23 protein-coding genes are annotated in these 24,196 nt (G+C 69.7%); 9 read left to right on the top strand and 14 right to left on the bottom strand.

The window, feature by feature from the left end; all coding sequences use genetic code 11:
• Positions 1-44: 44 nt before the first annotated feature.
• Positions 45-647 carry an RICIN domain-containing protein gene (locus ACM6LR_RS20880; protein ID WP_414944340.1) on the top strand — a complete coding sequence of 201 codons (603 nt, stop codon included), beginning with the start codon at positions 45-47 and terminating at the stop codon, positions 645-647.
• 54 nt (positions 648-701) lie between these two features.
• Here the strand turns inward: ACM6LR_RS20880 and ACM6LR_RS20875 are convergent, their stop codons facing one another.
• Complete coding sequence (locus tag ACM6LR_RS20875) at positions 702-1,313, bottom strand: TetR/AcrR family transcriptional regulator (protein ID WP_414937679.1); 612 nt, start codon at positions 1,311-1,313, stop codon at positions 702-704.
• A gap of 84 nt (positions 1,314-1,397) precedes the next feature.
• Between ACM6LR_RS20875 and ACM6LR_RS20870 the strand changes: the two genes are divergently transcribed.
• Together ACM6LR_RS20870 and ACM6LR_RS20865 are read left to right on the top strand one after the other, a co-directional pair.
• Positions 1,398-2,270, top strand: a complete 873-nt coding sequence (locus ACM6LR_RS20870; protein WP_414944339.1) for a sterol desaturase family protein — start codon at positions 1,398-1,400, stop codon at positions 2,268-2,270.
• A 264-nt stretch (positions 2,271-2,534) separates the two neighbouring features.
• The gene (locus ACM6LR_RS20865) at positions 2,535-3,767 is read left to right on the top strand and encodes a tetratricopeptide repeat protein (protein ID WP_414937677.1); all 1,233 of its coding nucleotides are present in this window, start codon (positions 2,535-2,537) and stop codon (positions 3,765-3,767) included.
• Positions 3,768-3,840: 73 nt separating this feature from the next.
• On the opposite strand, the gene whiA is transcribed toward ACM6LR_RS20865, so the two are convergent.
• The 4 genes from whiA to uvrC are packed head-to-tail and all read right to left on the bottom strand — an operon-like array spanning position 3,841 to position 8,678.
• Positions 3,841-4,830, bottom strand: a complete 990-nt coding sequence (gene whiA / locus ACM6LR_RS20860) for a DNA-binding protein WhiA (RefSeq protein WP_061980674.1) — start codon at positions 4,828-4,830, stop codon at positions 3,841-3,843.
• Positions 4,821-5,807, bottom strand: coding sequence for a gluconeogenesis factor YvcK family protein (locus ACM6LR_RS20855; protein ID WP_414944398.1), 987 nt, complete (start codon positions 5,805-5,807; stop codon positions 4,821-4,823). The genes whiA and ACM6LR_RS20855 overlap by 10 nt, the downstream gene beginning before the upstream one ends.
• Positions 5,808-5,811: 4 nt before the next feature.
• Complete coding sequence (gene rapZ / locus ACM6LR_RS20850; RefSeq protein WP_276371151.1) at positions 5,812-6,669, bottom strand: RNase adapter RapZ; 858 nt, start codon at positions 6,667-6,669, stop codon at positions 5,812-5,814.
• A 50-nt stretch (positions 6,670-6,719) separates the two neighbouring features.
• On the bottom strand, positions 6,720-8,678 hold the full coding sequence (gene uvrC / locus ACM6LR_RS20845) for an excinuclease ABC subunit UvrC (protein WP_414937676.1): 1,959 nt from the start codon (positions 8,676-8,678) through the stop codon (positions 6,720-6,722).
• A 239-nt stretch (positions 8,679-8,917) separates the two neighbouring features.
• On the opposite strand from uvrC, the gene ACM6LR_RS20840 reads away from it, so the two are divergent.
• Both ACM6LR_RS20840 and ACM6LR_RS20835 read left to right on the top strand, forming a co-directional pair.
• The gene (locus ACM6LR_RS20840; protein WP_414937675.1) at positions 8,918-9,655 is read left to right on the top strand and encodes a S1 family peptidase; all 738 of its coding nucleotides are present in this window, start codon (positions 8,918-8,920) and stop codon (positions 9,653-9,655) included.
• Between the two features lie 94 nt (positions 9,656-9,749).
• Positions 9,750-10,529 carry an exodeoxyribonuclease III gene (locus ACM6LR_RS20835; protein WP_414937674.1) on the top strand — a complete coding sequence of 260 codons (780 nt, stop codon included), beginning with the start codon at positions 9,750-9,752 and terminating at the stop codon, positions 10,527-10,529.
• A 111-nt stretch (positions 10,530-10,640) separates the two neighbouring features.
• Here ACM6LR_RS20835 and ACM6LR_RS20830 read toward each other — a convergent pair whose 3' ends face one another.
• The 5 genes from ACM6LR_RS20830 to rpe form a co-directional block, all read right to left on the bottom strand.
• A complete protein-coding gene (locus ACM6LR_RS20830; RefSeq protein WP_414944338.1) occupies positions 10,641-11,084 on the bottom strand; it encodes a PH domain-containing protein in 444 nt (147 codons plus the stop codon).
• A 17-nt stretch (positions 11,085-11,101) separates the two neighbouring features.
• Entirely contained in the window at positions 11,102-11,608 is a 507-nt protein-coding gene (gene ribH, locus ACM6LR_RS20825; RefSeq protein WP_414937672.1) for a 6,7-dimethyl-8-ribityllumazine synthase, read from the bottom strand.
• Positions 11,605-12,879: a bifunctional 3,4-dihydroxy-2-butanone-4-phosphate synthase/GTP cyclohydrolase II gene (locus ACM6LR_RS20820; protein ID WP_414937955.1), complete on the bottom strand. Its 1,275-nt coding sequence runs from the start codon at positions 12,877-12,879 to the stop codon at positions 11,605-11,607. Before ACM6LR_RS20820 ends, ribH begins: the two co-directional genes overlap by 4 nt.
• 53 nt (positions 12,880-12,932) lie before the next feature.
• Positions 12,933-13,556 carry a riboflavin synthase gene (locus ACM6LR_RS20815; protein WP_414937671.1) on the bottom strand — a complete coding sequence of 208 codons (624 nt, stop codon included), beginning with the start codon at positions 13,554-13,556 and terminating at the stop codon, positions 12,933-12,935.
• A 113-nt stretch (positions 13,557-13,669) separates the two neighbouring features.
• Positions 13,670-14,338, bottom strand: a complete 669-nt coding sequence (rpe, locus tag ACM6LR_RS20810; protein WP_409492609.1) for a ribulose-phosphate 3-epimerase — start codon at positions 14,336-14,338, stop codon at positions 13,670-13,672.
• A 146-nt stretch (positions 14,339-14,484) separates the two neighbouring features.
• Between rpe and ACM6LR_RS20805 the strand changes: the two genes are divergently transcribed.
• The 3 genes from ACM6LR_RS20805 to ACM6LR_RS20795 all read left to right on the top strand — a co-directional run bounded on the left by ACM6LR_RS20805 (position 14,485) and on the right by ACM6LR_RS20795 (position 17,631).
• Positions 14,485-15,720: a sensor histidine kinase gene (locus ACM6LR_RS20805; RefSeq protein WP_414937670.1), complete on the top strand. Its 1,236-nt coding sequence runs from the start codon at positions 14,485-14,487 to the stop codon at positions 15,718-15,720.
• On the top strand, positions 15,717-16,376 hold the full coding sequence (locus ACM6LR_RS20800) for a response regulator (protein ID WP_414944337.1): 660 nt from the start codon (positions 15,717-15,719) through the stop codon (positions 16,374-16,376). The genes ACM6LR_RS20805 and ACM6LR_RS20800 overlap by 4 nt, the downstream gene beginning before the upstream one ends.
• A gap of 139 nt (positions 16,377-16,515) precedes the next feature.
• Positions 16,516-17,631, top strand: coding sequence for a serine hydrolase domain-containing protein (locus ACM6LR_RS20795; protein ID WP_414944336.1), 1,116 nt, complete (start codon positions 16,516-16,518; stop codon positions 17,629-17,631).
• Here the strand turns inward: ACM6LR_RS20795 and ACM6LR_RS20790 are convergent.
• The 4 genes from ACM6LR_RS20790 to ggt all read right to left on the bottom strand — a co-directional run bounded on the left by ACM6LR_RS20790 (position 17,628) and on the right by ggt (position 22,610).
• Positions 17,628-18,128, bottom strand: a complete 501-nt coding sequence (locus tag ACM6LR_RS20790; protein WP_414937667.1) for a flavoprotein — start codon at positions 18,126-18,128, stop codon at positions 17,628-17,630. The two genes, ACM6LR_RS20795 and ACM6LR_RS20790, sit on opposite strands and share 4 nt — an antisense overlap.
• On the bottom strand, positions 18,125-19,564 hold the full coding sequence (locus ACM6LR_RS20785; RefSeq protein ID WP_414944335.1) for an RsmB/NOP family class I SAM-dependent RNA methyltransferase: 1,440 nt from the start codon (positions 19,562-19,564) through the stop codon (positions 18,125-18,127). The genes ACM6LR_RS20790 and ACM6LR_RS20785 overlap by 4 nt, the downstream gene beginning before the upstream one ends.
• A complete protein-coding gene (gene fmt / locus ACM6LR_RS20780; protein ID WP_414944334.1) occupies positions 19,561-20,487 on the bottom strand; it encodes a methionyl-tRNA formyltransferase in 927 nt (308 codons plus the stop codon). Before fmt ends, ACM6LR_RS20785 begins: the two co-directional genes overlap by 4 nt.
• A 311-nt stretch (positions 20,488-20,798) precedes the next feature.
• On the bottom strand, positions 20,799-22,610 hold the full coding sequence (gene ggt, locus ACM6LR_RS20775; RefSeq protein ID WP_414944333.1) for a gamma-glutamyltransferase: 1,812 nt from the start codon (positions 22,608-22,610) through the stop codon (positions 20,799-20,801).
• Between the two features lie 88 nt (positions 22,611-22,698).
• Here ggt and ACM6LR_RS20770 point away from each other — a divergent pair, with 88 nt between their 5' ends.
• Complete coding sequence (locus ACM6LR_RS20770) at positions 22,699-24,141, top strand: hypothetical protein (RefSeq protein WP_414944332.1); 1,443 nt, start codon at positions 22,699-22,701, stop codon at positions 24,139-24,141.
• Positions 24,142-24,196 lie beyond the last annotated feature (55 nt).

Below are 24,196 nucleotides of genomic sequence, written 5' to 3'. Positions count from 1 at the left end.
GTCGGGGGCCCAGTGGAGACACCTGCGTCGAACTGGGGAGAAAAATGCGTGATTTCAAGCGATTCTTCGTATCCGTGACCGTTCTCGCCGGATTCTCGGCCTTGTTCGGCGCGCCCGCCGCGCAGGCGGACGAGCGCGTCGACGTCGGCCGGCTGTCGCTGCGCCCGGTGAAGGTGCACGGCGCCGGTTTCAGCGCGCAGCAGCAGGCGTACCGGCTCGGTCCGGCCTCCGACGAGAGCCGCTGCCTGGACGCGGATTTGAGTACCATCAACGGAAACGGCACCAAGGTCCAGCTGTGGACCTGCCTCGCCAACCCGGACGAATCCATTCCTGCCAACCAGGCCTGGTACGTCACCCAGATCCCCGAAGGGCACTTCCGGTTCCAGAGCGTCCACAGCGGACGGTACCTGGACGCCGACCTCAACTCGATCAACCGCAACGGCACCAAGGTCCAGCTCTGGGACTTCATGCCGGGTGCGTCGAACCAGTGGTTCTCGGTCACCGAGAATCCCGAGGGCTACCTACGCCTGAAGAACGTGCGAAGCGGGCGATACCTCGACGCCGACCTCAACACAGCGGGCCGCGACGGCGGCGTCGTGCGGCTGTGGGACTTCCTGGCGGGCGCCAAGAATCAATGGTGGTTCTGACGTCCGGTCCTTCATCGGCCGCTGGGCTTAGGCCGGTGGCCGCGGTGCCGAGGCTCACCAGCCGAACAGGTTCCGCATGATCCGCCCGCACCGCTCGGTCATCGCCGCGGCGTCCTGATCCGGTTGATCGATCCACCAGCTGATCAGCGAATCGACCACCCCGGTCCACACCTGGGCGATCGCCTCGATGTCGCGCTCGTCGTCCAGGCCGCGCGAGTGCATCAACTGGGCGGCGCCGATCAGCGCGAACCCGTCGAGCCGGTAGCGGTAGTCGACCGCGACGCCGGCGATCTCGCCGGTCGAAGGCACCGTCGGGTCGCGAAGCAGCTTCCACGCGTATCGGTCGTTGTCGAACGTCTCGAAAATGGCCGCGAGCACCGCCAGCGGCATCCGCTCCGGCGGCTCGCCGTCTTCGGCCATCGTTTCGGCGACGCCTTCGGTCAGCCTGTCCCCCGCCCGGTGCAGGCAGGCGAGGTAAAGCCCGTCCTTCGAGCCGAAGTACTGGTACAGCAAGGGTTTGGTGACCCCGACCCGACGGGCGATCTCCACCATCGACGCCCCGGCGTACCCGTTCTTGCCGAATTCCTCCGTACCGGCGCGCACAATCTGGGTCTCCCGCTCTTCGCGGGGCATGCCCTTCGTGCCGACGGCCCTTGCTTCTGTCACGACGGCTACCTTACTCTCAGGTAAATGACCCTGAGGTAAGTTACCTTGAGGTCAGATCACGGAGGCGGAGACAGGAGCGGTGCGATGGCGGATTTCCTTGCCCATCTGAGTGACCCGGTGCTGATGGCGACACCGGTGTTCCTGCTGTTCGTCGCGATCGAGATCCTCGCGCTGCACGTGCTCGGCCACGACGACAACGTCATCGGCTACAGCGTCAAGGACACCCGGACCAGCATGTCCATGGGCGCGGTGGCGGTTGTGATCAACGGTGTCTTCCGCGTTGCCATGCTGTTCGTGTTCGCCGCGCTCCACGAACTGGCGCCGGTGAAGTTCAGCCCGCACGACTGGCGGACCTGGGTCCTGATGCTGCTGGGCCAGGAAATCGTGTTCTACGCTTACCACCGGGCGAGCCACCGCGTCCGGATCATGTGGGCGGGCCATCAGGTGCACCATTCGAGTGAACACTACAACTTCTCGACCGCGTTGCGTCAGAAGTGGACCCCGTACTTCCAGCTGCCGTTCTGGTCGATCCTGGCCTTCGCCGGTATCCCGCCGTGGATGATCCTCACCGGGCTGTCGATCGACCTCGTCTACCAGTTCTTCGTGCACACCGAGAAGATCCGGAAGCTGCCGCGCTGGTTCGAGTACGTCTTCAACACACCTTCACACCATCGTGTGCACCACGGCAGCGACAAGGAGTACCTGGACGCGAACTACGGCGGCATCCTGATCATCTGGGACAGGTTGTTCGGCAGCTTCGTGCCCGAGGGCAAGCGGCCGACCTACGGGCTGACCAAGAACATCGAGACCCACAACCTGCTCAAGGTCGGCTTCCACGAGTACGGCTCGATCCTGCGTGACGTCCGCGCGGCCGGGTCGTGGCGGGACAAACTCGGTTACGTGTTCGGCCCGCCGGGCTGGCAGCCCGCGAGTCACGCCTCCCATTACGCGACTTAGGCCACGGCCGCGGAAAGACCTTCCCCGGTCCGGTGCTTGGCCAGGTGGGACGCCGCCTCGTGCGGTTTGGCGCGTTGTCAACGGTGTAACCGACGCGGTCCTGCACGCGCTTCCGGATCGTCTCGTCGGTGGGATACAGCCCGACGTCGGCCACGAAGTTTCGGCGGCGTTGCTGGCTCCCGAGATCGGCGGCTGCGTCCCGGCGCTGGCCGATGGCCGCGGGCTGCTCGTCACCTGACGCTAATCGAACTCGACAACGCGCTGGTGGAGGCCTTCGAGCGAGCGTCGGAGGACGAGTCGAGTCTCTTCCTTTCGCTTGTCGGACACGGCGAGTACGCCGACGACGACTTCTACTTCCTCACCAAGGAAACCAGCCTGCCGGTGGACAACCGGAAATCTTTCCTGTTCGCGCAGCGGATCCTGACCAAGGCGAGCGCGGCGAGCGGTGGGCCGGACCGGGCGGTGCACGTCCGCGACGTCCTGGCCGGTCTCCGCACCGCGGTCCGCCGGTCAGCGGCCGGGCTGGCGACCGAAACCGTGCTCTGGACCGGCCCCATGCCGGAGGGGACACCTCATCTGCACGCCCGGCTGGCGGCGGCGACCTCGGAAATCGAGCCGGCGTCCGGCGATGACGAGCCGACACTCGAACAGGCCTACGCGGCCGCCAGCGAAGCCGAGTTCCTCTGGCTGACGGGTCCGCGTGAGGACGCGCTCGCTTCGGTGGAGCGGCGGGCGTCGGGAATCCCGGTGGAGAACCGGGAACAGTGGGCGATGTGGGCGAAGCGCGCGGCACGGGAACTCGGGGAGGATGACCGGATCACCTTGCGGTGCAAGGCCCGGCACGCCACCTGGGCCGGCAAGGCGGGCGACGCGGCCGGAGCGCTGGAGCGATTCGAAAGTTTGCTGCCGATCGCTGCGGCGGCGTTCGGGACGGGCGACGAAGACGTGCTCAGCATCCGGAACGACATCGGTCACCTGCTCGGCGAACTGAATCGCCCCGAACAATCCCGCGCCGCGTTCGAAGCCCTGGTCCGGGACGCGACGGGCGGGCTCGGGCCGAGCCATCGGGAAACCCTGCACGCACGGCATCTCCTCGCCGTGGCGACCGGCAAGACCGGCGACGGGGCGGGAGCCCTGCGGTTGAGCCGGGAACTGTTGCCACGGGCGAAGAACGCGTTGGGCGACGACGTGATCGTCAGGCACGTGCGGCACAACATCGCCTTCTGGAGCGCTCTGATCGAGGACGCGCCTCCAGCGGTGCGAGAGTACGGACAGCTGCTGGCCGAAGCAAGAAAACGGCTGGGCGGCCGGCATCCCGATGTCCTCGACCTCCGATTCGGCCAGGCGCTGGTTCGCGCCGAAGCCGGTCAGATCACCGAAGCGCTCTCGGAGTGGGCGTTGCTCCTGGACGATTCCGTCGCGGTCCGAGGTGAACGGCATCCGGAAACGGCGAAGATCCGGGAACAGCTCACGCACCGGCGACCCCACGAGCCCTGAGCCCCGCAATTAGTCCTCTAGTTGCGGTCCTTGCGCGCGCAAGGACCGCAACTAGAGGACTAATTGCGGGACCTTAGGCTTCGTCTTCTTCCAGCATGTCCGGGGTCACGGCGGATTCGGTGTCCGGGATGCCCTGTTCCTTCGCCTTCTTGTCGGCCATCGCCAGCAGGCGGCGGATCCGGCCGGCGACGGCGTCCTTGGTCATCTGCGGGTCGGAGAGCTGGCCCAGTTCTTCGAGCGACGCCTGCCGGTTCGACAGCCGCAGTTTGCCCGCGGCGAGCAGGTGGTCCGGGGCGGACTCGCCGAGGATGTCCAGCGCCCGCTCGACCCTGGCCGCCGCCGCGACGGCCGCGCGGGCCGAGCGCCGCAGATTGGCGTCGTCGAAGTTCGCGAGCCGGTTCGCGGTGGCGCGCACCTCGCGGCGCATCCGCCGCTCTTCCCAAGCGAGCACACTCGTGTGGGCGCCGAGGCGGGTCAGCAACGCACCGATGGCGTCGCCGTCACGCACCACGACCCGGTCCGCGCCGCGGACCTCGCGCGACTTCGCCTGGATGCCCATCCGACGGGCCGCGCCGACGAGCGCCAGCGCGGCTTCGGGCCCGGGGCAGGTGACTTCGAGCGACGACGAGCGGCCGGGTTCGGTGAGTGAACCGTGTGCCAGGAACGCGCCGCGCCAGGCGGCTTCCGCGTCGGCGACACCGCCGGACACGACGGCGGCGGGCAGCCCGCGCACCGGACGGCCACGCTGGTCGATCAGGCCAGTTTGCCGGGCAAGGCCCTCGCCGTCCTTGACCACCCGCACGACGTACCGCGTCCCCTTGCGCAGTCCGCTGGACGAGATGACGTGGACATCGGACTGGTGTCCGTACAGTTCGTGGATCTCTTTGCGCAGCCGTCTCGCCACCGAACCGGTGTCGAGTTCGGCCTCCACCACGACGCGGCCGGCCACGATGTGCAGCCCTCCCGCGAATCGCAGCATCGACGCGACCTCCGCACGGCGCGGGCCGATCTTGGTGATCTCCAGCCGGCTCAGCTCGTCCTTCACGGCGGCGGTCATCGCCATCGCTGCCCCTCCATACCTTCAGCTCCTCCCCCGGTGAGACCGAGAGCGTCCCGCATACAGCTCGCGAGCGCATCAGGATCATGCCGCCCCGTCACGACTGGGTCAGCCACCGCCCCCAGCAACGCCTGCGCGCCGAGTCTCCCGGCCGCCTCCCGCAACCGGGCTGGTGAGGGCACCGAGTCACGGTCCGCGATGACCGCGTCCACCCGCAGTTCCGGGGCGTGTTCGAAGAGTACGTCCAAATGCTTCTCCGGAGAGAATCCCGCCGTCTCCCCCGGTTGGGGGATCAGATTGAGGATGACGACCTTTGTGGCGTCCGTCCGGAGCAGCGCGTCGTGCAGGTCCGGCACCAGCAGATGCGGCAGCACGCTGGTGAACCACGACCCCGGGCCGAGGAACACCACGTCCGCGCCGAGCACGGCTTCGATCGCCTCGGGGCACCCTTGCGGCGGCCGGTCGGCCTGTCCGGCCGGGTGCAGGCTGATCCGGTGCACCTGTCCTGGGGTCGTCGCCACCGCCACCTGACCGCGAATCCGCCGGAGCGCTTCGGGATTCTCGGCGTCCAGCCCCGAAACCTCACCTTGGATTTCCAGCGGTTCGGGTGACATCGGCAGGACCCGGCCGGAGATGCCCATGAGCCTGCTCGCCTCGTCGAGCGCGGCGACCGGATCGCCGAGCACCTCGAACAGCCCGGCCAGCAACAGGTTCCCGACCGCGTGCCCGGCGAGCGCGCCATCGCCGCCGAAGCGGTGCTGGAACACCTCCGCCCACAGGATTCCGCCGTCTTCGGCGGCGAACGCGGCGAACGCCTGCCGCAGGTCGCCCGGCGGCAGCAGCCCGAGTTCCCGGCGCAGCCTGCCGGACGAGCCCCCGTCGTCCGCGACGGTGACCACGGCGGTGACCTGCGAGGTCACCCGGCGCAACGCGGTGAGGGTGGCGTGCAGGCCGTGCCCGCCACCCAGTGCGACCGCGCGCAGCTCGCTACTCGCGGCCAAGGTCGCGGTGCACCACCTTCACGGCCATACCGTCCTCATTGGACAGCCGCTGGGCGAGCTCCTCGGAAATGGCGACACTGCGGTGCTTTCCGCCCGTGCAGCCGACGGCCAGCGTCAGGTACCGCTTGCCCTCGCGCTTGTAGCCCGCGCCGATCAGGCGCAGCAGCTGGTGGTAGCGGTCGAGGAACTCGTCCGCGCCTTCCTGGCTCAGCACGTAGTTGCGGACCTCGCCCTCGAGACCGGTGTGGTCGCGAAGTTCCGGGATCCAGAACGGGTTCGGCAGGAACCGGACGTCCATCACCAGGTCCGCGTCCATCGGCAGGCCGTACTTGTATCCGAACGAGAGCACGGTGACCCGGGTCTGCGTGCCGGCCTCGGAACCGAACGCGTCCTCGATCTTGGCACGCAGGTCGTGCACCGAAAGCGACGACGTGTCGAGCACGAGGTCCGCCTCCTCGCGCAGCGGCTCCAAAAGCGTGCGCTCGGCGGTGATGCCGTCGGCGAGCCTGCCGTCGCCCTGCATCGGGTGCCCGCGGCGGACGGCCTCGAACCGGCGCACCAGCACCGCGTCGGTGGCCTGCAGGAACAGGACGCGCGGCTTGTACCCGCGGGCGTCGAGGTCCTTGATGACCGACGCCAGGTCGTCGGTGAACGCGCGCGAGCGCACGTCCATCACGACCGCGACCTTGGTGATCGCGCCCCGCGCCTGCGCGCCGAGCTCGACCATGGTGGCGATCAGTTCGGGCGGCAGGTTGTCCACCACGAACCAGCCCAGGTCCTCCAGGCATTTCGCGGCGGTACTGCGGCCCGCCCCGGACAGCCCGGAGACGACCGCGACCTCCATTCCGGAACCGCGGCCTTCTTCTTGCGCACTCACGATGGTCCTTTCCCCGATCACGTACTGGACTCCCCCGCCGTCTGTGGCTGCTCCCCTGCGAGCGCCGCGACGACCGCCTCCGCGGTGCGCCTGCCGAAGCCGGGCACCGCCTCGATCTCCTCGATCCTTGCTTCGCGGAGTTTCCGCACCGAGCCGAAATGCTTGATCAGCGCGGTACGCCGAGCCTGCCCCAGTCCGGGCACACCGTCCAATGCGGACACCTGCATCCGCTTGGACCGCTTCTCCCGGTGGTACCGGATGGCGAAGCGGTGCGCCTCGTCGCGGAGCCGCTGCAGCAGATACAGCGCGTCGGAGGTGCGCGGCAGGATCACCGGATCGGGATCGCCCGGCAGCCACACCTCCTCCAGCCGCTTCGCCAGGCCGACCACGGCCAGATCGGTGATGCCGAGTTCCGAGAGCACGTCCGCGGCCGCGGTGGCCTGCGGGCCCGCGCCGTCGACGACGAGCAGGTTCGGCGCGTAGGCGAACTTGCGTGGCTTGCCGGTCTCCGGGTCGATGCCGGGACGGTCCGGGTCGACGGGCGCGTCTTCGGCCGTTTCCTTCAGATAGCGGGAAAAACGGCGGCGGACGACCTCGGCGATCGACGCGACGTCACCTTCCTCCGCGGCCTCGCGCAGCGCGAACCGCCGGTACTCGGACTTGCGCGGGATACCGTCCTCGAACACCACGAGCGACGCGACCACGTCGCTGCCCTGGATATGGCTGATGTCGACGCATTCGATGCGCAGCGGCGCGGTGTCCAGCGCCAGATAGTCCTGCAGTTCCGCGAGCGCGGCCGACCGCGCGGTGAGGTCACCGGCGCGGCGGAGTTTGTGCTGGGTGAACGCCTCGCCGGCGTTGCGTGTCACCGTCTCCGCGAGCGCGCGCTTGTCGCCGCGCTGCGGCACCCGCAGACTCACTCGCGAACCACGCAGCCCGGAAAGCCACTCACCCACCGCTTCGGCGTCGGCGGGCAGTTCCGGGACCAGAACCTCTCGCGGGACCGGTGAGCCGACGTCGGGGTCGTCCGCGCGTTCGGCCTCTTCGCCGTAGAACTGCGTGAGGAAGTGGTCGACCAGGTCCTTGACGTCCATCTCCTCGGCCTTGTCGATCACCCAGCCGCGCTGGCCGCGGACCCGGCCGCCGCGCACGTGGAAGACCTGGACCGCGGCTTCGAGTTCGTCGTGGGCGAAGGCGACGACGTCGGCGTCCGTGCCGTCGCCGAGCACCACGGCCTGCTTCTCCATCGCGCGGCGGAGCGCGCCGAGGTCGTCACGCAGGCGGGCAGCGCGCTCGAACTCCAGCTCTTCGGACGCGGCCGCCATTTCCTGTTCGAGGCGGCGGATCAGCGCGTCGGTGCGGCCGGCGAGGAAGTCACAGAAGTCCTCGACGATCGCGCGGTGCTCGTCGGCGGAGACCTTGCCGACGCACGGCGCGGAGCATTTGCCGATGTAGCCGAGCAGGCAGGGCCTGCCGATCTGGCCGTGCCGTTTGAAGACCCCGGTCGTGCAGGTGCGCGCGGGGAAGACCCGCAGCAGCAGATCGAGCGTCTCGCGGATGGCCCACGCGTGCGCGTACGGCCCGAAGTACCGCACGCCCTTCTTGCGCGCGCCACGGTAGACGTGCAGGCGCGGGAACTCGTCGTTCATCGTGACGGCGAGGACCGGGTAACTCTTGTCGTCGCGGTAACGGACGTTGAACCGCGGGTCGAACTCCTTGATCCAGTTGTACTCGAGCTGGAGCGCCTCGACCTCGGTGCCCACGACGGTCCACTCGACGCTCGCCGCCGTCGTCACCATCTGGCGGGTGCGCGGGTGCAAGCCCGTGATGTCGGCGAAGTACGAGTTCAGCCTGCTTCGGAGACTTTTCGCCTTGCCGACGTAAATGACCCTCTTCGCGGCGTCACGAAATTTGTACACGCCAGGGGCGTCCGGGATGCTCCCCGGCGAAGGACGGTAGGTGGTCGGGTCAGCCACGGTGTCAACCCTATGGGGCAGCACCGACAGTCTTACGAGCCCCCATGCTCTAACACTCGTCCGGGTGGCGACTACCACGATGCGGTCCGTATTTCACTACGCATACCGACCTAAGTCGGATATTCGGCCGGACCCGACGTTCGTTGGTTCCTAGCGAGTGAACCAGGTGATTACTTTCCGTCCCAGTTCCCTTTCACTCGGTTCTTCGTCCTCATGACGCTCGAAAGGACTCCTGCACCGTGAGCCGTCTTCGTACGCTGGGCGCCGCCACCCTCGCCGCCGCAGCCCTCACCATGACCGCTGGAGCGGTCGCCTCCGCGGGCACCCCCACCGGTGTCCAGCCGAACATCGTGGGCGGCGGCACCGCCCCCACCGTGAGCTGGGGTGCCCAGGTCTATGTCAACACCCCGGGTCGCCAGTGGGACGGCTTCAACTGCTCCGGCAGTGTCATCGCCCAGCGCTGGGTCCTGACCGCCAAGCACTGCCTCGACTCCGACGGCAGCGGCATGCGGGTCCGCGTCGGCAGCAACGCGCTGCAGGGCGGCCGCGTGATCGCCGTCGACCGCAAGGTGTCCTCGCCGAACGGCGCCGACGTCTCGCTGCTGCACCTGGCCTCCGACGCCGGTGTCACGCCGATCCGTCTGGCCAGCTCGAACCCGTCGGTCGGCTCGACCAACCAGCTCTACGGCTGGGGCCGTGAGACCCCGACCGGCCCGCCCGCCTCGGCGCTGAAGGTGGCCGACGTCCGCGTCACCGGTAGCTCGCGCGACGCCTACGGCGGCCCGGCCATCCAGAGCGTCGGCATCAACGGTTCGGCCTGGAAGGGCGATTCGGGCGGCCCCCAGGTCTCCAACGGCGTCCAGGTCGGCGTCGCTTCGACCGTGCAGAACCAGAGCGGCTCGAACACCCGCGGCACCAACAACTACGGCAGCGTCGCTTCGGCCCGCTCCTGGATCCGCACGACCACCGGGGTCTGACCTCACGCCCCGGTGGGGCCCCTCCGAGACGCGACCCGTCTCGGAGGGGCCCTTTCGCGTGATCGTGTCGGTGCGGTGTGGGACGCTCGCGGGCATGCGGATCGCGACCTGGAACGTGAACTCGATCGGGCCCCGGCTGCCGAGGGTGGTGGACTGGCTCGGTTCGGTGCAGCCGGACGTGCTGTGCCTGCAGGAACTCAAATGTGGCACGGACGCCTTCCCGTTCGACGCCGTGCGGGAGGCGGGCTACGAGACGGCCGCGTACGGCATCGGGCGCTGGAACGGCGTCGCCATCGTGTCGCGCGTCGGCTTGGAGGACGTGACGCGCGGGCTGACCGGCGAGCCCACCTTCGAGGACAAGACCGACGCGCGGGCCATCGGCGCCACCTGCGGCGGGGTGCGGCTGTGGTCGGTGTACGTGCCCAATGGACGGGAGCTGGAGAACCCGCACTACGGCTACAAGCTCGCTTGGCTCTCGGCATTGGAGGCGACGGTGCGCGAGGAGCAGGCGCGCGGATTACCGTTCGCGGTACTCGGCGACTTCAACATCGCGCCGACCGACGCGGACGTCTGGGACGTCGGCGTGTTCGCCGAATCGACGCACGTGACCGAGCCGGAGCGGAAGGCGCTCGCGGCGCTGCGCGACCTCGGGCTGTCCGACGTGTTCCCGCGCCCGCTGAAGTACGACCACCCGTTCACGTACTGGGACTACCGGGCCGGCAACTTCCCGAACAACAAGGGAATGCGGATCGACCTCGTGTACGCGGACGCGGCGGTGGCGGGCGGGGTGACGGATTCCTATGTGGACCGTGACGCGCGGAAGGGGAAGGGGCCCTCGGACCACGCGCCGATCGTGGTGGACTTCACGCTTTAGGTCGTGGGTCGTGCGCCAGGGCGTTCCAGGTCCGTGAAGGCCTCCTTGAGGGACCCTGGGTCCCTCAAGGAGGCCTTCACGGACTTCAGATCTGTTGGGACGCAATGAACGTCAGCCGTTCCAAGCCGCCTTGTGCAGCCGCCGCAGCGCCCGCACCGCGTTCACCGCCCGCTCCCGGTCCACCGCCTGCACGGCCATGACCGAGTAGTACTCGTCGTCCGGTAGTTCCAGCCGCGCCCACGAGGCACCGTCGGGGAAACTCACCGAAAGCACCTCGCTCCACGCGAACTTCTTGGTCATCAGCACGTTCCGGACCTCGATGCCGTCGGCGTCGGCCTTCACGCGCGCCGTCGCGAACAGCATCGTGCCCGCCGCGAGCAGGATCCCGATGCCGATCATCGCCGCCTGGTCGGACGGCTGGAAGATCACGCCGGTGTCCGAGCCTCGCAGCAGCACCGCGACGACCACGAAGGTCGCCAGCAGGAACACCGCCAGGACGGAGCACATCACCAGGGTGCGACGAGGCCGCACCACCATGACCTCGGACTCTGTCATCACATCCGCCTCGACGCTCACACGAAGCCCCGCTCGGTCCACGGCTGGCGCAGGTTCCGTAGCGCGTGCGCGGCGTCCAGTGCGGCGACGGTCGCTTCGTAGCCCTTGTCTTCGATGGAGCCCGGCAGGCCGGACCGGTCGAGGGCCTGCTGTTCGGTGTCGCAGGTGAGCACACCGTTGCCGACCGGGGTGCTCTCGTCGAGCGCCACCCTGGTCAGGCCCGCGGTGACCGCGTCACAGACGTACTCGAAGTGCGGAGTCCCGCCCCGGATGACCACGCCCAGTGCGACGACCGCGTCGTGCGTGCGGGCCAGCGCCTGCGCGGCGACGGGCAGTTCGACGGCGCCCGCGACACGCACGACCGTCGGCTCCTCCTCCAGGTCGGCCACCTTGGCCGCCTCGAGGGCACGGTCCAGCAGGGCGCTGGTGATCTTCGTGTGCCAGCGGGTGGCCACGATCCCGAGCCGGATGTTCTTACAGTCGGACAGGTCGAGTTCGACGTCCGGACGGCCCTCGCCACTCACCGCGTGCCACCTCCGTTGCCCTGGTCGACTTCGGCGCCGACCTGGTCGAAATGCTCCAGCTGGGACAGGTCGTGCCCCATCCGGTCCCGTTTGGTCTTGAGGTAGCGCAGGTTCTCCGGGTTCGGCGAGATCGGCAGCGACACCCGGCCGGTGACCCGCAGGCCGTAGCCCTCCAGCCCGACTCGCTTGGCCGGGTTGTTCGTCAGCAGCCGCATCGAGCGGATGCCCAGGTCGCACAGGATCTGCGCGCCGGTGCCGTAGTCGCGCGCGTCGGCGGGGACGCCGAGCTGCAGGTTCGCGTCGACGGTGTCCGCGCCGGCGTCCTGCAGCTGGTAGGCCTGCAGTTTGTGGAGCAGCCCGATGCCCCGGCCCTCGTGACCGCGGATGTAGAGCACGACACCGCGGCCTTCCTTGGCGACGGCTTCGAGCGCGGCCTCCAGCTGCGGGCCGCAGTCGCAGCGCAGCGAGCCGAAGACGTCGCCGGTGAGGCATTCCGAGTGCACGCGCACCAGGATGTCCTCGCCGTCGCCGATCTCGCCGTAGACGAACGCGATGTGCTCGATGCCGTCGAGCAGGCTGTCGTAGCCGACCGCGCGGAACGTGCCCGCCGAAAGCGGGATACGGGCCTCGGCGACCCGCTCGACCTGCTTCTCGATGCGACGCCGGTAAGCGATCAGGTCGGCGATGGTGATCATCTTGAGATCGTGGTCCGCGGCGAAGACCTCCAGTTCGTCGCGGCGGGCCATGTCGCCCTCGTCCTTCTGCGACACGATCTCGCAGAGCACGCCGGACGGCGAAAGCCCGGCCAGCCGGGCCAGGTCGACGGAGGCTTCGGTGTGCCCGGGACGCCGCAGGACGCCGCCCTCCTTGGCACGCAGCGGGACCACGTGGCCGGGACGCCGGAAGTCCGACGCCGTGGACGCCGGGTCCGCGAGCAGCCGGACGGTGTGCGACCGGTCCGCCGCGGAGATGCCGGTGCTGATGCCCCCGGCGGCGTCGACCGTGACGCTGTACGCGGTACCGCGCTGGTCCTGGTTCGTGTGATACATCGGCGGCAGATCTAGCCGGTCCGCCTCGGCCTCGGTCAGCGCCACGCAGACGTAACCCGAGGTGTAGCGCACCATGAAGGCCATCAGTTCGGGCGTGGCTTTCTCCGCCGCGAAGATCAGGTCGCCTTCGTTCTCACGGTCCTCGTCGTCGACCACGACGACCGGGCGGCCCGCCTTGATGTCGGCGATCGCCGCCTCGATGGCTTCGGCGTTCACGGCCACCCCGCCTCCAAAGGGGGTCAGATCCGCCGACCCCGGAATCGCACTCGTCCCACTCACGCCCGCTCCTCCGTACCGCCATTGTCCCCCTGCGTGCGCAGATGCGGCATGGTCAGCTTCTCGACATACTTGGCGACCACGTCGACCTCGAGATTCACCAGGTCGCCCGGTTGGTTCCGGCCGAGGGTGGTCAGTTCGAGAGTGGTCGGGATCAAGGCGACGGCGAACTCCTCGTCGGTCACCGAAGCGACCGTGAGGGAGATGCCGTCGACGGCGATCGACCCCTTCTCGACCACGTACCTGGCCAGTTTGCCCGGCAGGGCGAACGAGGTGAGGCCGTGGGAGTCCCGCTTGAGGAAGACGCCGGTGCCGTCCACGTGGCCCTGCATGATGTGCCCGCCGAGCCTGCCGCCCGCCGGCGTCGCGCGTTCGAGGTTGACGACGTCGCCGACGTTCACCTTCGCGAGGCTGGAGCGCTGCAGGGTTTCGTGCACGACATCGACGCTAAACTCACCGCCCGCCACCGCGACCACGGTGAGGCACACGCCACTCACCGCGATGGAGTCGCCGTGACCGGCGTCGCTGGTCACCAGCGGCCCCCGTACGGTCAGCCGCGCGGCGTTCGGGACCTGCTCGACCGCGGTGACCTCGCCGAGTTCCTCGACAATGCCGGTGAACACTCCTGCTGCCCTCCTCCTCCGGTAGCACCGTCGCTGGAAACGGTGCTTCCCCCATCCAACACCCATCGGGACCGATTCCTTCTCCTGACCCGATGGCGGCTCAAGAGCCGGGATCAGCCGCGGACGCGGGCCGCCTGCTCGCGCAGCGCCGCGACCGCCTTACCAGGGTCTTCGGCGCCGTAGACGGCGGAACCGGCGACGAAGCAGTCCACACCGGCCTCGGCGGCCCGCTCGATGGTGTCGGCGTTGATCCCGCCGTCGATCTCGACGACGAGCTTGAGGTGACCGGTGTCGACCAGGCGCCGCGCGGTGCGCACCTTGTCGAGGACACCCTCGATGAACGACTGGCCGCCGAAGCCGGGCTCGACCGACATCACCAGCAGCGTGTCGTAGTGCTTGAGGGTGTCGAGGTGGTCTTCGATCGGGGTGTTCGGCTTGATCGACAGACCAGCCTTCGCCCCGGCGGCACGGAGGTTCTTCGCCAGCGCGACAGGGTCGTGCGCCGCCTCGACGTGCACGGTGACGTTGTAGGCACCCGCCTCGGCATACCCGATGGCCCACTTGTCGGGGTTCTCGATCATCAGGTGGCAATCGATCGGGACGTCGGTGGCCTTGATCAGCGACTGCACGACGGGCAGGCCGAGGGTCAGGTTCGGGACGAAGTGCGCGTCCATGACGTCGACGTGGACCCAGTCCGCGCGAGTGTCCCCCTCCCCCGCGACGGCGCGGATCTCGTCGCCGAGCCGGGCGAAGTCCGCGGAGAGGATACTGGGTGCGATCAAAGGTCGGTGAGCCACGCGCCCGAGTGTAGGAGGACGGGGCTAACGCCCGCTAACCGGCTGTGACCGGCGCCGGTGCTCTTGAGGATGACGTGAAATGGCACCGCAGTGGGAGGTGCGCGCACGCGTGGCCGAATAGCGTTCCCGGCATGGTCAACCCCCTCAGAACTCTGGCGCGGATCGGCAGTTACCGCAGTGTGCCGTTCGGTCTCCTCGGCATGGCGATGACGGCGATCCCGTTCCCGATCGCGCTCATCCCCGCCGTCCTCATCCCGGGCGACGTGAAGGCGAAGATGGTCTACGGCATGCTCGCGATGGGCCTGCTGGTCGGGCTCGCCGGGCTGCCTGGGCCGATGCGGCGGGTCGGCGTCTGGTTCTCGAACCAGATGCTGGGCACCCGGATCGCCGCGCCTCCTGCCGGTACGAAGATCGCCTGGGCGGAACGCTGGCGCTCGGCGGGATGGCTGCTCGTGCACACCGGACTCGGCTGGGTGCTGTTCGGCCTCGGCTGCTTCTTGATGATCGGCTTCGTGTTCGCCGTGGTGTGGGCGGGAGGCGGCGGCAGTCCCATCGAGTTCTTCGGGGAACGGGTGACGATCGAAGCCGGCACCGCCGGGCTGTGGACGCTGCCGATCGCGCTGATCACCCTGGTCGTCATCGCGTACGTCTTCGCCGGTTTCACCAAGCTCTTCCAGTACAGCGCGGTCGCGCTGCTGGGGCCGTCCGCCGCCGAACGCGTCGCCGCGGCCGAGGTCCGGGCGAACCACTTCGAGCACCGCAACCGGCTGGCCCGCGAACTGCACGACTCCATCGGGCACACGCTGACGACGTCGACCATCCAGGCCGCCGCGGCCGCCGAACTGGTCGATTCCGAACCGCAACTGGTGCGCGAGGCACTGGGCACCATCGAGGAATCGTCCAGGGCGGCGCTCGAAGACCTCGACCACGTGCTGGGACTGCTCCGCGACGACCGGTCGTCCCGCGAGCCCGAACGACGGCTCATCGAGGCCGCGACGCTGGCCGAACGGGCGCGATCCGGTGGCGCGGTGATCGACTACGAGCTGACCGGCCCGGCCGCCGAACTGCCCGCGACCCTTTCGCGGGAGGCGTACCGGATCGTCCAAGAGGGACTGACGAACGCGTTGCGGCACGCGCATCCCGGGCCGGTGACCGTCCGGGTCGCGGTGCTGGCGGACGCGCTGCGGATCGAGATCGTGAACCCGCTCATGGAGATGGCCACCACGTCGGATCGGGGTGGCAACGGGCTGCCGGGGCTGACCGAACGCGTCGAGGCACTGCGTGGTGAGCTCATCGCGGGACCCGCCATCGACGGCGCACCGCTGTGGCGGCTGGTGACCACGATCCCGCTACGGTCGCGATCATGACACTGCGCGTCCTGATCGTCGACGACGAACCGTTGCTGCGCGCCGGATTACGCTCGCTGCTGGAAACCCAGCCCGATCTGTCCGTGGTCGGCGAGGCGGGCGACGGCGGGGAGGTGGTGGACCTGGTGCGGCGGACGAACCCCGCGGTGGTCCTGATGGACGTCCGGATGCCCGGTGTGGACGGGATCGAGGCGACCCGGCGGGTACTGGCCGAAATCGCCGACCCGCCCAAGGTCCTCGTGATCACGACGTTCGACAACGACGACTACGTCTACGACGCGCTTCTCGCCGGCGCGAGCGGGTTCCTGTTGAAGCGGGCGCGCAAGGAGGAGTTCGCGCACGCCATCCGGACCATCGCCGCCGGGGAGACGCTGCTCTTCCCCGACGCCATCCGGCGGATGGTCACCGCGCGCCCGGCGGCGTCGGGCCTCGCGCCCCGGCCGTCCTCGCTGACGAAACGGGAGACCGAGGTGCTGCGGCTCATCGCCACCGGGATGTCCAATGTGGACATAGCGGCCGATCTGGTCATCAGTCTCGAAACCGTCAAAACCCATGTGGGCAACATCTTCGGGAAACTGGGCGCGACCAACCGCAGCCAGGCGGTGGTATTCGCTTATGAGAGCGGGATCGTCGCGCCGGGTCACAGCCTGCGCTAGCGGACGGCCGTTGTTCCGCTCGCGTTCCTCCGGAAATCCCCCGCCGAACACACGCGTGTTGGGGGGTGGGGCAGGCCCCCGTTGCGAGTGAGGGCCTGCCTCATGGTCGTGCGGTACCGGTTTCCCTAATGTGGGATCCATGCGGAAAACTTTGCCAGGTAAGAAGATCGTCGCCATCGGCTCACTGATCGCGCTGCTGGCCACCACCACCGCCGCACCGGCGCTCGCCGTGAGCAAACCGCACGACGAAGTCGACAAGGCGCTGAAAACGCTGGTGCGGGACGGTGTCCCCGGCGTGCAGGCGACGGTGACGACCGTGTCCGGGCGGACGTGGTCGGAACGCGAAGGGGTCGGGAACATCGAAACCCGGGCACCGTTCCCCCGCGGCGCGAAGTTCCGGGCGGCCAGTGTCACCAAAACGTTCGTCGCCGTTGTGGTGCTGCAACTGGTCGCCGAAGGAAAGGTCCGGCTGGACACGCCGATCGACCGGTACCTGTCCGGTCTCGTGCGCGGGAACGGCAACGACGGCACCAAGATCACCGTCCGGCAGTTGCTCCAGCACACCAGCGGGCTCTACAACTACGTCCGCGACCTCGACATCGACGAGTGGCGGCATCGCGGGGCCGAACCCGAAGAACTGGTGGCGATCGGGCTCGCGCATCCGCCGGAGTTCGAGCCGGGCGCGAAGTGGGCGTACTCCAACACGAACTACATCATCGCCGGGATGCTCATCGAGAAGCTCACCGGCCGTTCCGTCGCCACCGAGATCCAGTCCAGGATCGCGCGGCCGCTGGGCCTGCGCGACACCTATCTGCCGCCGCGGGGCGACGAAGGCCTGCCGTCACCGCACCCCCGGGGTTACGCGCCGGGACCGGTCGACTTCACCGAATTCGATCCGTCGGCGGCCGGGTCCTCCGGTGGACTGATTTCGACCGGCGAGGACCTGAACCGCTTCTACGGCGCCGCCACCGACGGACGCCTCCTGCCGCGTGCCCAGCAGGCGGAGTTGCAGCGGACCGTCCCCGCGGACCTCGGCGTTCCCGGCGCCGCCTACGGGCTCGGGATCGCGTCCGTCCCGTTGTCGTGTGGCGGCACCTTCTGGGGCCACGGCGGCAACATCGTCGGCTTCGCGAACCTTTCGGGAGCGGTCCCGCACGGGAAGCGGGTGAACGTCGTCGCCAACATGGACCCACTGCCGGACGGGGCGTCGGCGCATCTCGCGGCCGCGATCGACACCGGTTTCTGCGCCCGTTAAGGAAGCAGGTCCAAGACGGTCGTCCACGGCTCCGCCGGAGTGAGCCTCACAGTGGTGACACCCGCGGAGGCGAGCGTGTCGAGATGCCGCCGCCACGCCGGATGGTGCACCCGCGTGTCCTGGATCTGATAGCCGAGGACGATCGTGCTGCCCGGCGCGCCGAGGACGTCGCCGAGCAGGGTCAGCGCCTGGTTGTCGGCGATGCCCAGCGCCAATTTCGCCACGGAGTTCGCGGACGCGGGCGCGAACAGGAACACCGTGGGATCCGGATGCGGCCGGGGTTCGCCCGGCAGCCGGGAGGTACTGCGGACCGGCAGCTCGGTGACCTTCTCCAGATCACCGATCCCGCCGGTCTTCTCCAGCCAGCGGGCCGCGGTCGGGGTCAGCGTGATCGCGAGCTCCCAGCCGCGGTCCGCGGCCGGTTGCGCGAGCTGCGTGGCGAACCGGGTGTCCAGTCCGCCGCACGAGCTCGCGACCAGGCCGAGGACCCTGTTCACCCGGCTGAGTCCGGCTTCCGCAGCACGGCGCAGAACATCGCGTCCGTGCCGTGGCGGTGCGGCCACAGCTGGACGTACGGGCCGTCGCCGAGCTGCGGGACGCCGGGGAAGAAGTCCCGTGCGTCGACGATCTCGGCGCCGGCGCGGCGCGCGGTCTCCCCCACGACGCCTTCGGTCTCGGCCAGGTGCGGCGAGCAGACTACGTAGGCGACGATGCCGCCGGGGCGCGCCAGGTCCAGCGCCGCGGTGATCAGCTGGCCCTGCAGTTTCGTCAGATCCGAGATGTCGCTGGGCTGACGGCGCCAGCGCGCCTCCGGGCGGCGCCGCAGCGAGCCGAGACCGCTGCACGGCGCGTCGACCAGGACGCGGTCGTAGCCCGGTTCGAGGTCGGTCTCGCGGCCGTCGGCGACGTGGATGGTCACCGGAAGCCCCTGGACGGCGTTCTCGATCAGTTTCGCGCGGTGCGGGGTCTTCTCGACGGCGTCGACGGTCGCGCCGCTGATCACCGCGAGTGCGCCCAGCAGTGCGGCCTTGCCACCAGGGCCGGCGCACAGGTCCAGCCAGCGCTCGTCGGAGCCGGTGAGCGGGACCTTGGTGACGGCGACGGCGCACAGCTGGCTGCCCTCGTCCTGCACCGCGGCCAGCTTTTCCCTGATCGGCTCGATGTCGCCGGGGTCACCGGAGCCCGCGGGCATCCGGACGCCGTAGGGCGAGTACGGGGCCTCGTCGCCGCCGGTGATGGCGGCCAGCTCGTCGGCGCTGATCTCGCCGGGGCGGGCGACCAGGTGCACGTCGGGGCGGTCGTCGTCGGCCTTGAGGGCCGCCTTCAGCTCGGCACCCTTGTCCCCCAGTGCTTCCGCGAACGACCGCGCGACCCAGCGGGGGTGCGCCGTCCGCAGGGCGTAGGCGCCGATCGGGTCGACAGCCTCGTCCGGGGCCAGTTCGTTCAGCCAGGTCTCTTCGTCCTTTTCGGACACCGAGCGCAGCACCGCGTTGACGAAACCCGCGATCCAGGAACCGACTTCGGCGCGGACGAGGTCCACAGTGGACCCGACGGCGGCGTGCTCGGGGATGCGGGTGCGCAGCAGCTGGTACGCGCCGAGGCGCAGGCCGTCCAGCACCACGGCGTCGACCTTGGCGAGCGAGCGGTCGACGAGGCAGGCCTCGATGACGGCGTCCAGCATGCCGACCGCGCGGCAGGTGCCGTAGGTCAGTTCGGTGGCCAGCGCCGCGTCACGGCCGGAGATCCGGCGGTTGCGCAGCAGTTGCGGCAGCACCAAGTTCGCGTAGGCGTCGTCTTCCCGGACGGCGCGCAGCACGTCGAAGGCGACCTGGCGGGCCGGATCGATCTGCGGCGGGCGGCTGGGCCCTTCCTTACGCGGGCCCGGACGGCCTCGTTCCGGCCTCGACGGCCGGCGTTCCCTACGCTCGTTCACTGCAGGCGCTCTCCTTGTTCGATCCTCGTACCGCGCGCCCAGTCGGTGGCCGCCATCCGCTTCTTCCCCTGCGCCTGCACTTCGCCCAGTCGCACCGGTTTCGACGCCGTGCCGACCAGGACCCGCTTGCGTTCCACGACCAGTTCGCCCGGCGGGGGCCCCGGCTCGTCGACGACCGTCACCGAGCCGAGCTTCAGCCGCTCGCCCCGGAACTCCGCCCAAGCGCCCGGTTCCGGGCTGACGGCGCGGATCTGCCGGTCGACCGCGGCGGCCGGGTCGGCGAACGACACGCGCGCGTCCTCGACGGTCACCTTGGGCGCGTAGCTCACGCCGTCGCCGGACTGCTCGACCGCGCGCAGCGTTCCGTCGGCGATTCCGTCCATCGTGGACACGAGCAGCTTCGCCCCGGACTCCGACAACCGGCCCAAGGTTTCACCCGCGGTGTCGGTGGCGGCGATCCGCTCGGTGATCACGCCGTAGACCGGGCCGGCGTCGAGTTCCTTGACGATGCGGAACGTCGAGGCGCCGGTGATCTCGTCCCCGGCGCGGAGCGCGGCCTGGACCGGCGCGGCGCCGCGCCACGCGGGCAGCAGCGAGAAGTGCAGGTTGACCCAGCCATGCTTCGGGATGTCCAGCGCGGCCTGGGGCAGCAGCGCCCCGTACGCGACGACAGGGCACACGTCGGGGGCGATCTCCGCGAGCCGGGCGAGGAACGCGGGGTCACTCGCCTTGGGGGGAGTCAGCACCTCGATCCCGTGCTCGTCGGCGAGCGCGCCGATCGGGGACCGGACGACACGGCGGCCACGGCCCGCCTGCGCGTCCGGACGGGTCACGACGGCGACGACCTCGTGCCGCTCGGACGCGAGGAGCGCGCGCAGCGACGGGACGGCGGGTTCTGGGGTACCGGCGAAGACCAGGCGCATCAACGCACCTCCACCGGGGGGACGGGTACCTCTGACTGGGCGAACATCGCCGCTCAGTCTAGAAGGGCCCCGTTCACCCGGCGCGCTCGCTGTCCCTCTGCCCTCCGCCGCGGGTGACCGAGCGCGTCCAAGGCGGCGACCACCCGGTCCGTGAAGGCCTCCTTGAGGGACCCAGAGTCCCTTAAGGAGGCCTTCACGGACCGGATACCGCCGCGTGAGCTGAAGGGGACTTTCCCCCCGTCTCGAGCGGCGAAGGGCGCTTTCCCCGCATCGTATGCGGGGAAAGTCCCCTTCAGCCCTCGCCTTGGGAGCTACCGGTGCGGCCAGGGCAGCACGACGGCCGCCGAGCCGCCACCCCGACGGGTCGGTTCGGCGGCCGCGAGCCACCGCCCGTCCCGCAGCCGTTCGACGCCGGTCGCGGCGCCGATCTCCGCGGGCGCCGTCGAGAAGCCCTGCTGCTTGGCCTTCAGAATCCGAAGCACGTCGTCCTGGTCGAGGAACGACTGCTCGACCTGCGCGGCCGCCGAGTTCCGCTGCGAGGCACGCGGTTCGGCGATCGCGTCGACCAGCTTCAGGCCCCTGTCGATGCGGCCGGTGAGGATCTGCAGCACCGTCGTGATGATCGACGCGCCACCGGGCGAGCCGACCGCGAGCAGCGGCTTGCCGTGGTCGAGCACGATGGTCGGCGCCATCGACGAACGCGGCCGCTTGGCCGGGCCCGGCAGGTTCGGGTCGGGCACGCCCGGCGTCACCGGGGTGAAGGAGAAGTCGGTCAGTTCGTTGTTGAGCAGGAACCCGCGGCCCGGCACGACGATCCCGCTGCCGCCCTCCTGCTCGATGGTCAGCGTGTAGGCGACGACGTTGCCCCACCGGTCTGCGACCGTGAGATGCGTGGTGTTCTCGCCCTCGTACGGCGTCGGCGCGGAGTTCGTCCCCGCGGCGCACGGCACCGGCTTGCGCGGGTCGGCCGGCGCGACCGGGCTCACCCCGGCCCGCGCGGGGTTGATCAGGCACGCGCGACTGTCGGCGAACTTCTGGCTGATCAGTTCCTTCGCCGGGACGTCGACGAAGGCGGGGTCACCGATCCACCGGTTGCGGTCGGCGAAGGCGTACCGGGTCGACTCCAGGAAGTAGTGCAGGTAGTCGGCCTTCTCCAGCTTGCTCAGCTTCTTGTTCTCGAGGATGTTCAGCGCCTCGCCGACGGTCAGCCCACCGGACGACGGCGCGGGCATGCCGTAGACGTCGAGGCCGCGGTACTCCATCTTGGTCGGGTTCCGCTCCACCACGCGGTATTTGGCGAGGTCGGCCGCGGTCATGTCACCGGGTCGCACGTTCAGCGTCGAGGCGGGGTCGACCGGCGGCTTCCGCACGGTGTTCACCACGTCCGCGCCGATCGGTCCCCGGTAGAGCGCGTCGGTGCCCTTCGCGGCGAGTTGAGCGTACGTGCCGGCGAGGTCCGGGTTCTTGAACGTCGTGCCGACCGCGGGCGGCGCCCCGCCTGGCAGGTACAGCGACCGCGTCGACGGGAACGCGGAGAAGCGAGCAGCGTTGTTGGCGATCTGGGTGTTGAAGGTCTGGTCGACGGTAAAGCCCCCGCGCGCAAGCTCTTCCGCGGGCCTGACCGCCTTCGCCAGCGACTTGGTCCCCCACTTGCGGAGCGCTTCCTGCCAGGTGGCGGGCGTGCCGGGGACACCGACGCTGAGCCCGCTGGTGACGGCTTCGGCGAACGGGATCGCCTTGCCGTTCTCGACGAGAAGGCTCTCGTTCGCGCTGGACGGCGCGGTCTCGCGGCCGTCGAGGGTGTGCACCTTGCCGGTGCGCGCGTCGTAGTAGACGAAGAAACCGCCACCGCCGACACCGGCGGAGAACGGGTCGGTGACACCCAGCGCGGCGGCCGTCGCGACGGCCGCGTCGACGGCGTTGCCGCCCTCGCGCAGGATCCTCGTGCCGATCGCGGTCGCGTCCACGTCGATGCTCGAGACGGCACCCAGGTAGCCGACGGCGACCGGGGATTTGCGTGTCGGTGGTGCCGCTGAGGCGGTACCCGGCGCGGCGGCGCCGACCAGAGCGGCGATCGCGGTGACTGCGGTGATGCGTCCCAGAGTGCTCCTGTGCGCGGCCATGGCGCGAGTCTGCCCCGCCTGTCCACCCCGGACAAGACCCGTCCAGACCTGCGAAGGTCGGTAGTGCGGCCCTGCCGGGATGAGCAGAATGCGGTCCATGAAGACTCCCGGCAGGCGATGGAGCGCGCTCCTCCCGCTGCTCATCGCTCTCCCCGTCCTCGTGGTCCCCGGCGTCGCGCAGGCCGAAACCGCACGTGGCTGCTTCGGCGACTCCGCGACGATCACCGTCGAGGAGCGGCGGCTCACCGCGACGCTGCCGTCGGGCGGTCCGGCGGTCGGCCCGGAACTCGTCCGGCTGGCCGGGTTCGACAAGCTCGTCTCCGACTTCACGACGCGGCTCTGCGCGACGAAGACCGCTTTGCGCGCGGAGAAGCTCGCGGAGACCGCCGGTGACGGGCTCTGGCGGACCGCCGTCGACCGCGCGCAGGGCCGCCGTCCCGATCTCGGCAGCATCGACAAGGCCGACGACCGCCCGCTGTACTGGGCGCGCTTGCGGATGAGCAAGGCGCTGCGCCAGTGGACGCCGCGCTTCCCGCTGTCGGCCCCCGCCCGCGCCGGGCTGCTGAAGACGTTCGACGTCGGCGCCCGCGGTCTCGACGACTCTCGTTTCCCCGCCGGTCCGAAGCCGCGCCGGGTGCTGGTGAGCGGGTTCGACCCGTTCACGCTCAACGGTGCGGGCGTCCGCATCGCGAACCCGTCCGGCGCGGCCGCGCTGCACCTGGACGGCAAACTGATCCGGACGCCGACCGGTCCCGCGCTGGTGCAGGCCGTGTCGTTCCCGGTGGTGTGGAGCTACTTCGACACCGGCATCGTCGAGGCGGCCTACGGCCAGGCCCTGAAGGACCGTTCCCGGCGTCCGGAGCTGATCATGACGATCAGCCAGGGCCGCCCCGGCCGGTTCGACATCGAACGGTGGGCCGGTGCGTGGCGCGGTGGTTTCCCGGACAACCTCGACGAGTCCGTCACCGGCCAGGTCCCGCCCGCGCGGGGCTGGCCGCAGCCGGCCGTCCAGTTCATCGAAACCACGCTGCCGTACGAAAAGATGCTCGCCGCGCCCGCCGGGGCGTACCAGGTCCTGTACAACCAGGCGTTCTGCGTGTGGCCGGACAGCACGAAGCCGGGGACGGGGACGGCGGTGTGCCGGACGGACGCGCCGAAGCCCGGCGAAATCGCGGCTTCCGGTGGCGGCGGCAACTATCTCAGCAATGAATCGATGTACCGCGGCAACCGGTTGCGTACGGGACTCGGGCTGACCGGGATCGCGGGCGGGCACCTGCACACGCCTGTGCTCGGCACGCCGACCGACCCGGCGGCGCTGACCGACGCCGCTTTCGAGGCGCGGCGGGCGGCGATCTCGTCGCAGATCGTCAGCCTGCTCACGGCCGCCCTCGGTGGCACCGCGGCTCCGAGCGCTACGCCCGCTCCAGGCGCTACGCCCGCTCCAGGCACTTCGCCCGCTCCAGGCACTACGCCCGCTCCGGGCACTTCGCCACGCGCCGACGTCCTCGCCACCCTCGGCACGACCCTCTAACCGCCGCGTTTAGTCCTCTAGTTGCGGTAGTTCGGCGCCGAACTACCGCAACTAG

The organism is Amycolatopsis sp. cmx-11-32 (assembly GCF_047608695.1).
Taxonomy (GTDB): Bacteria; Actinomycetota; Actinomycetes; order Mycobacteriales; family Pseudonocardiaceae; genus Amycolatopsis.
This window is presented reverse-complemented; position numbering and strand designations above follow the sequence as displayed.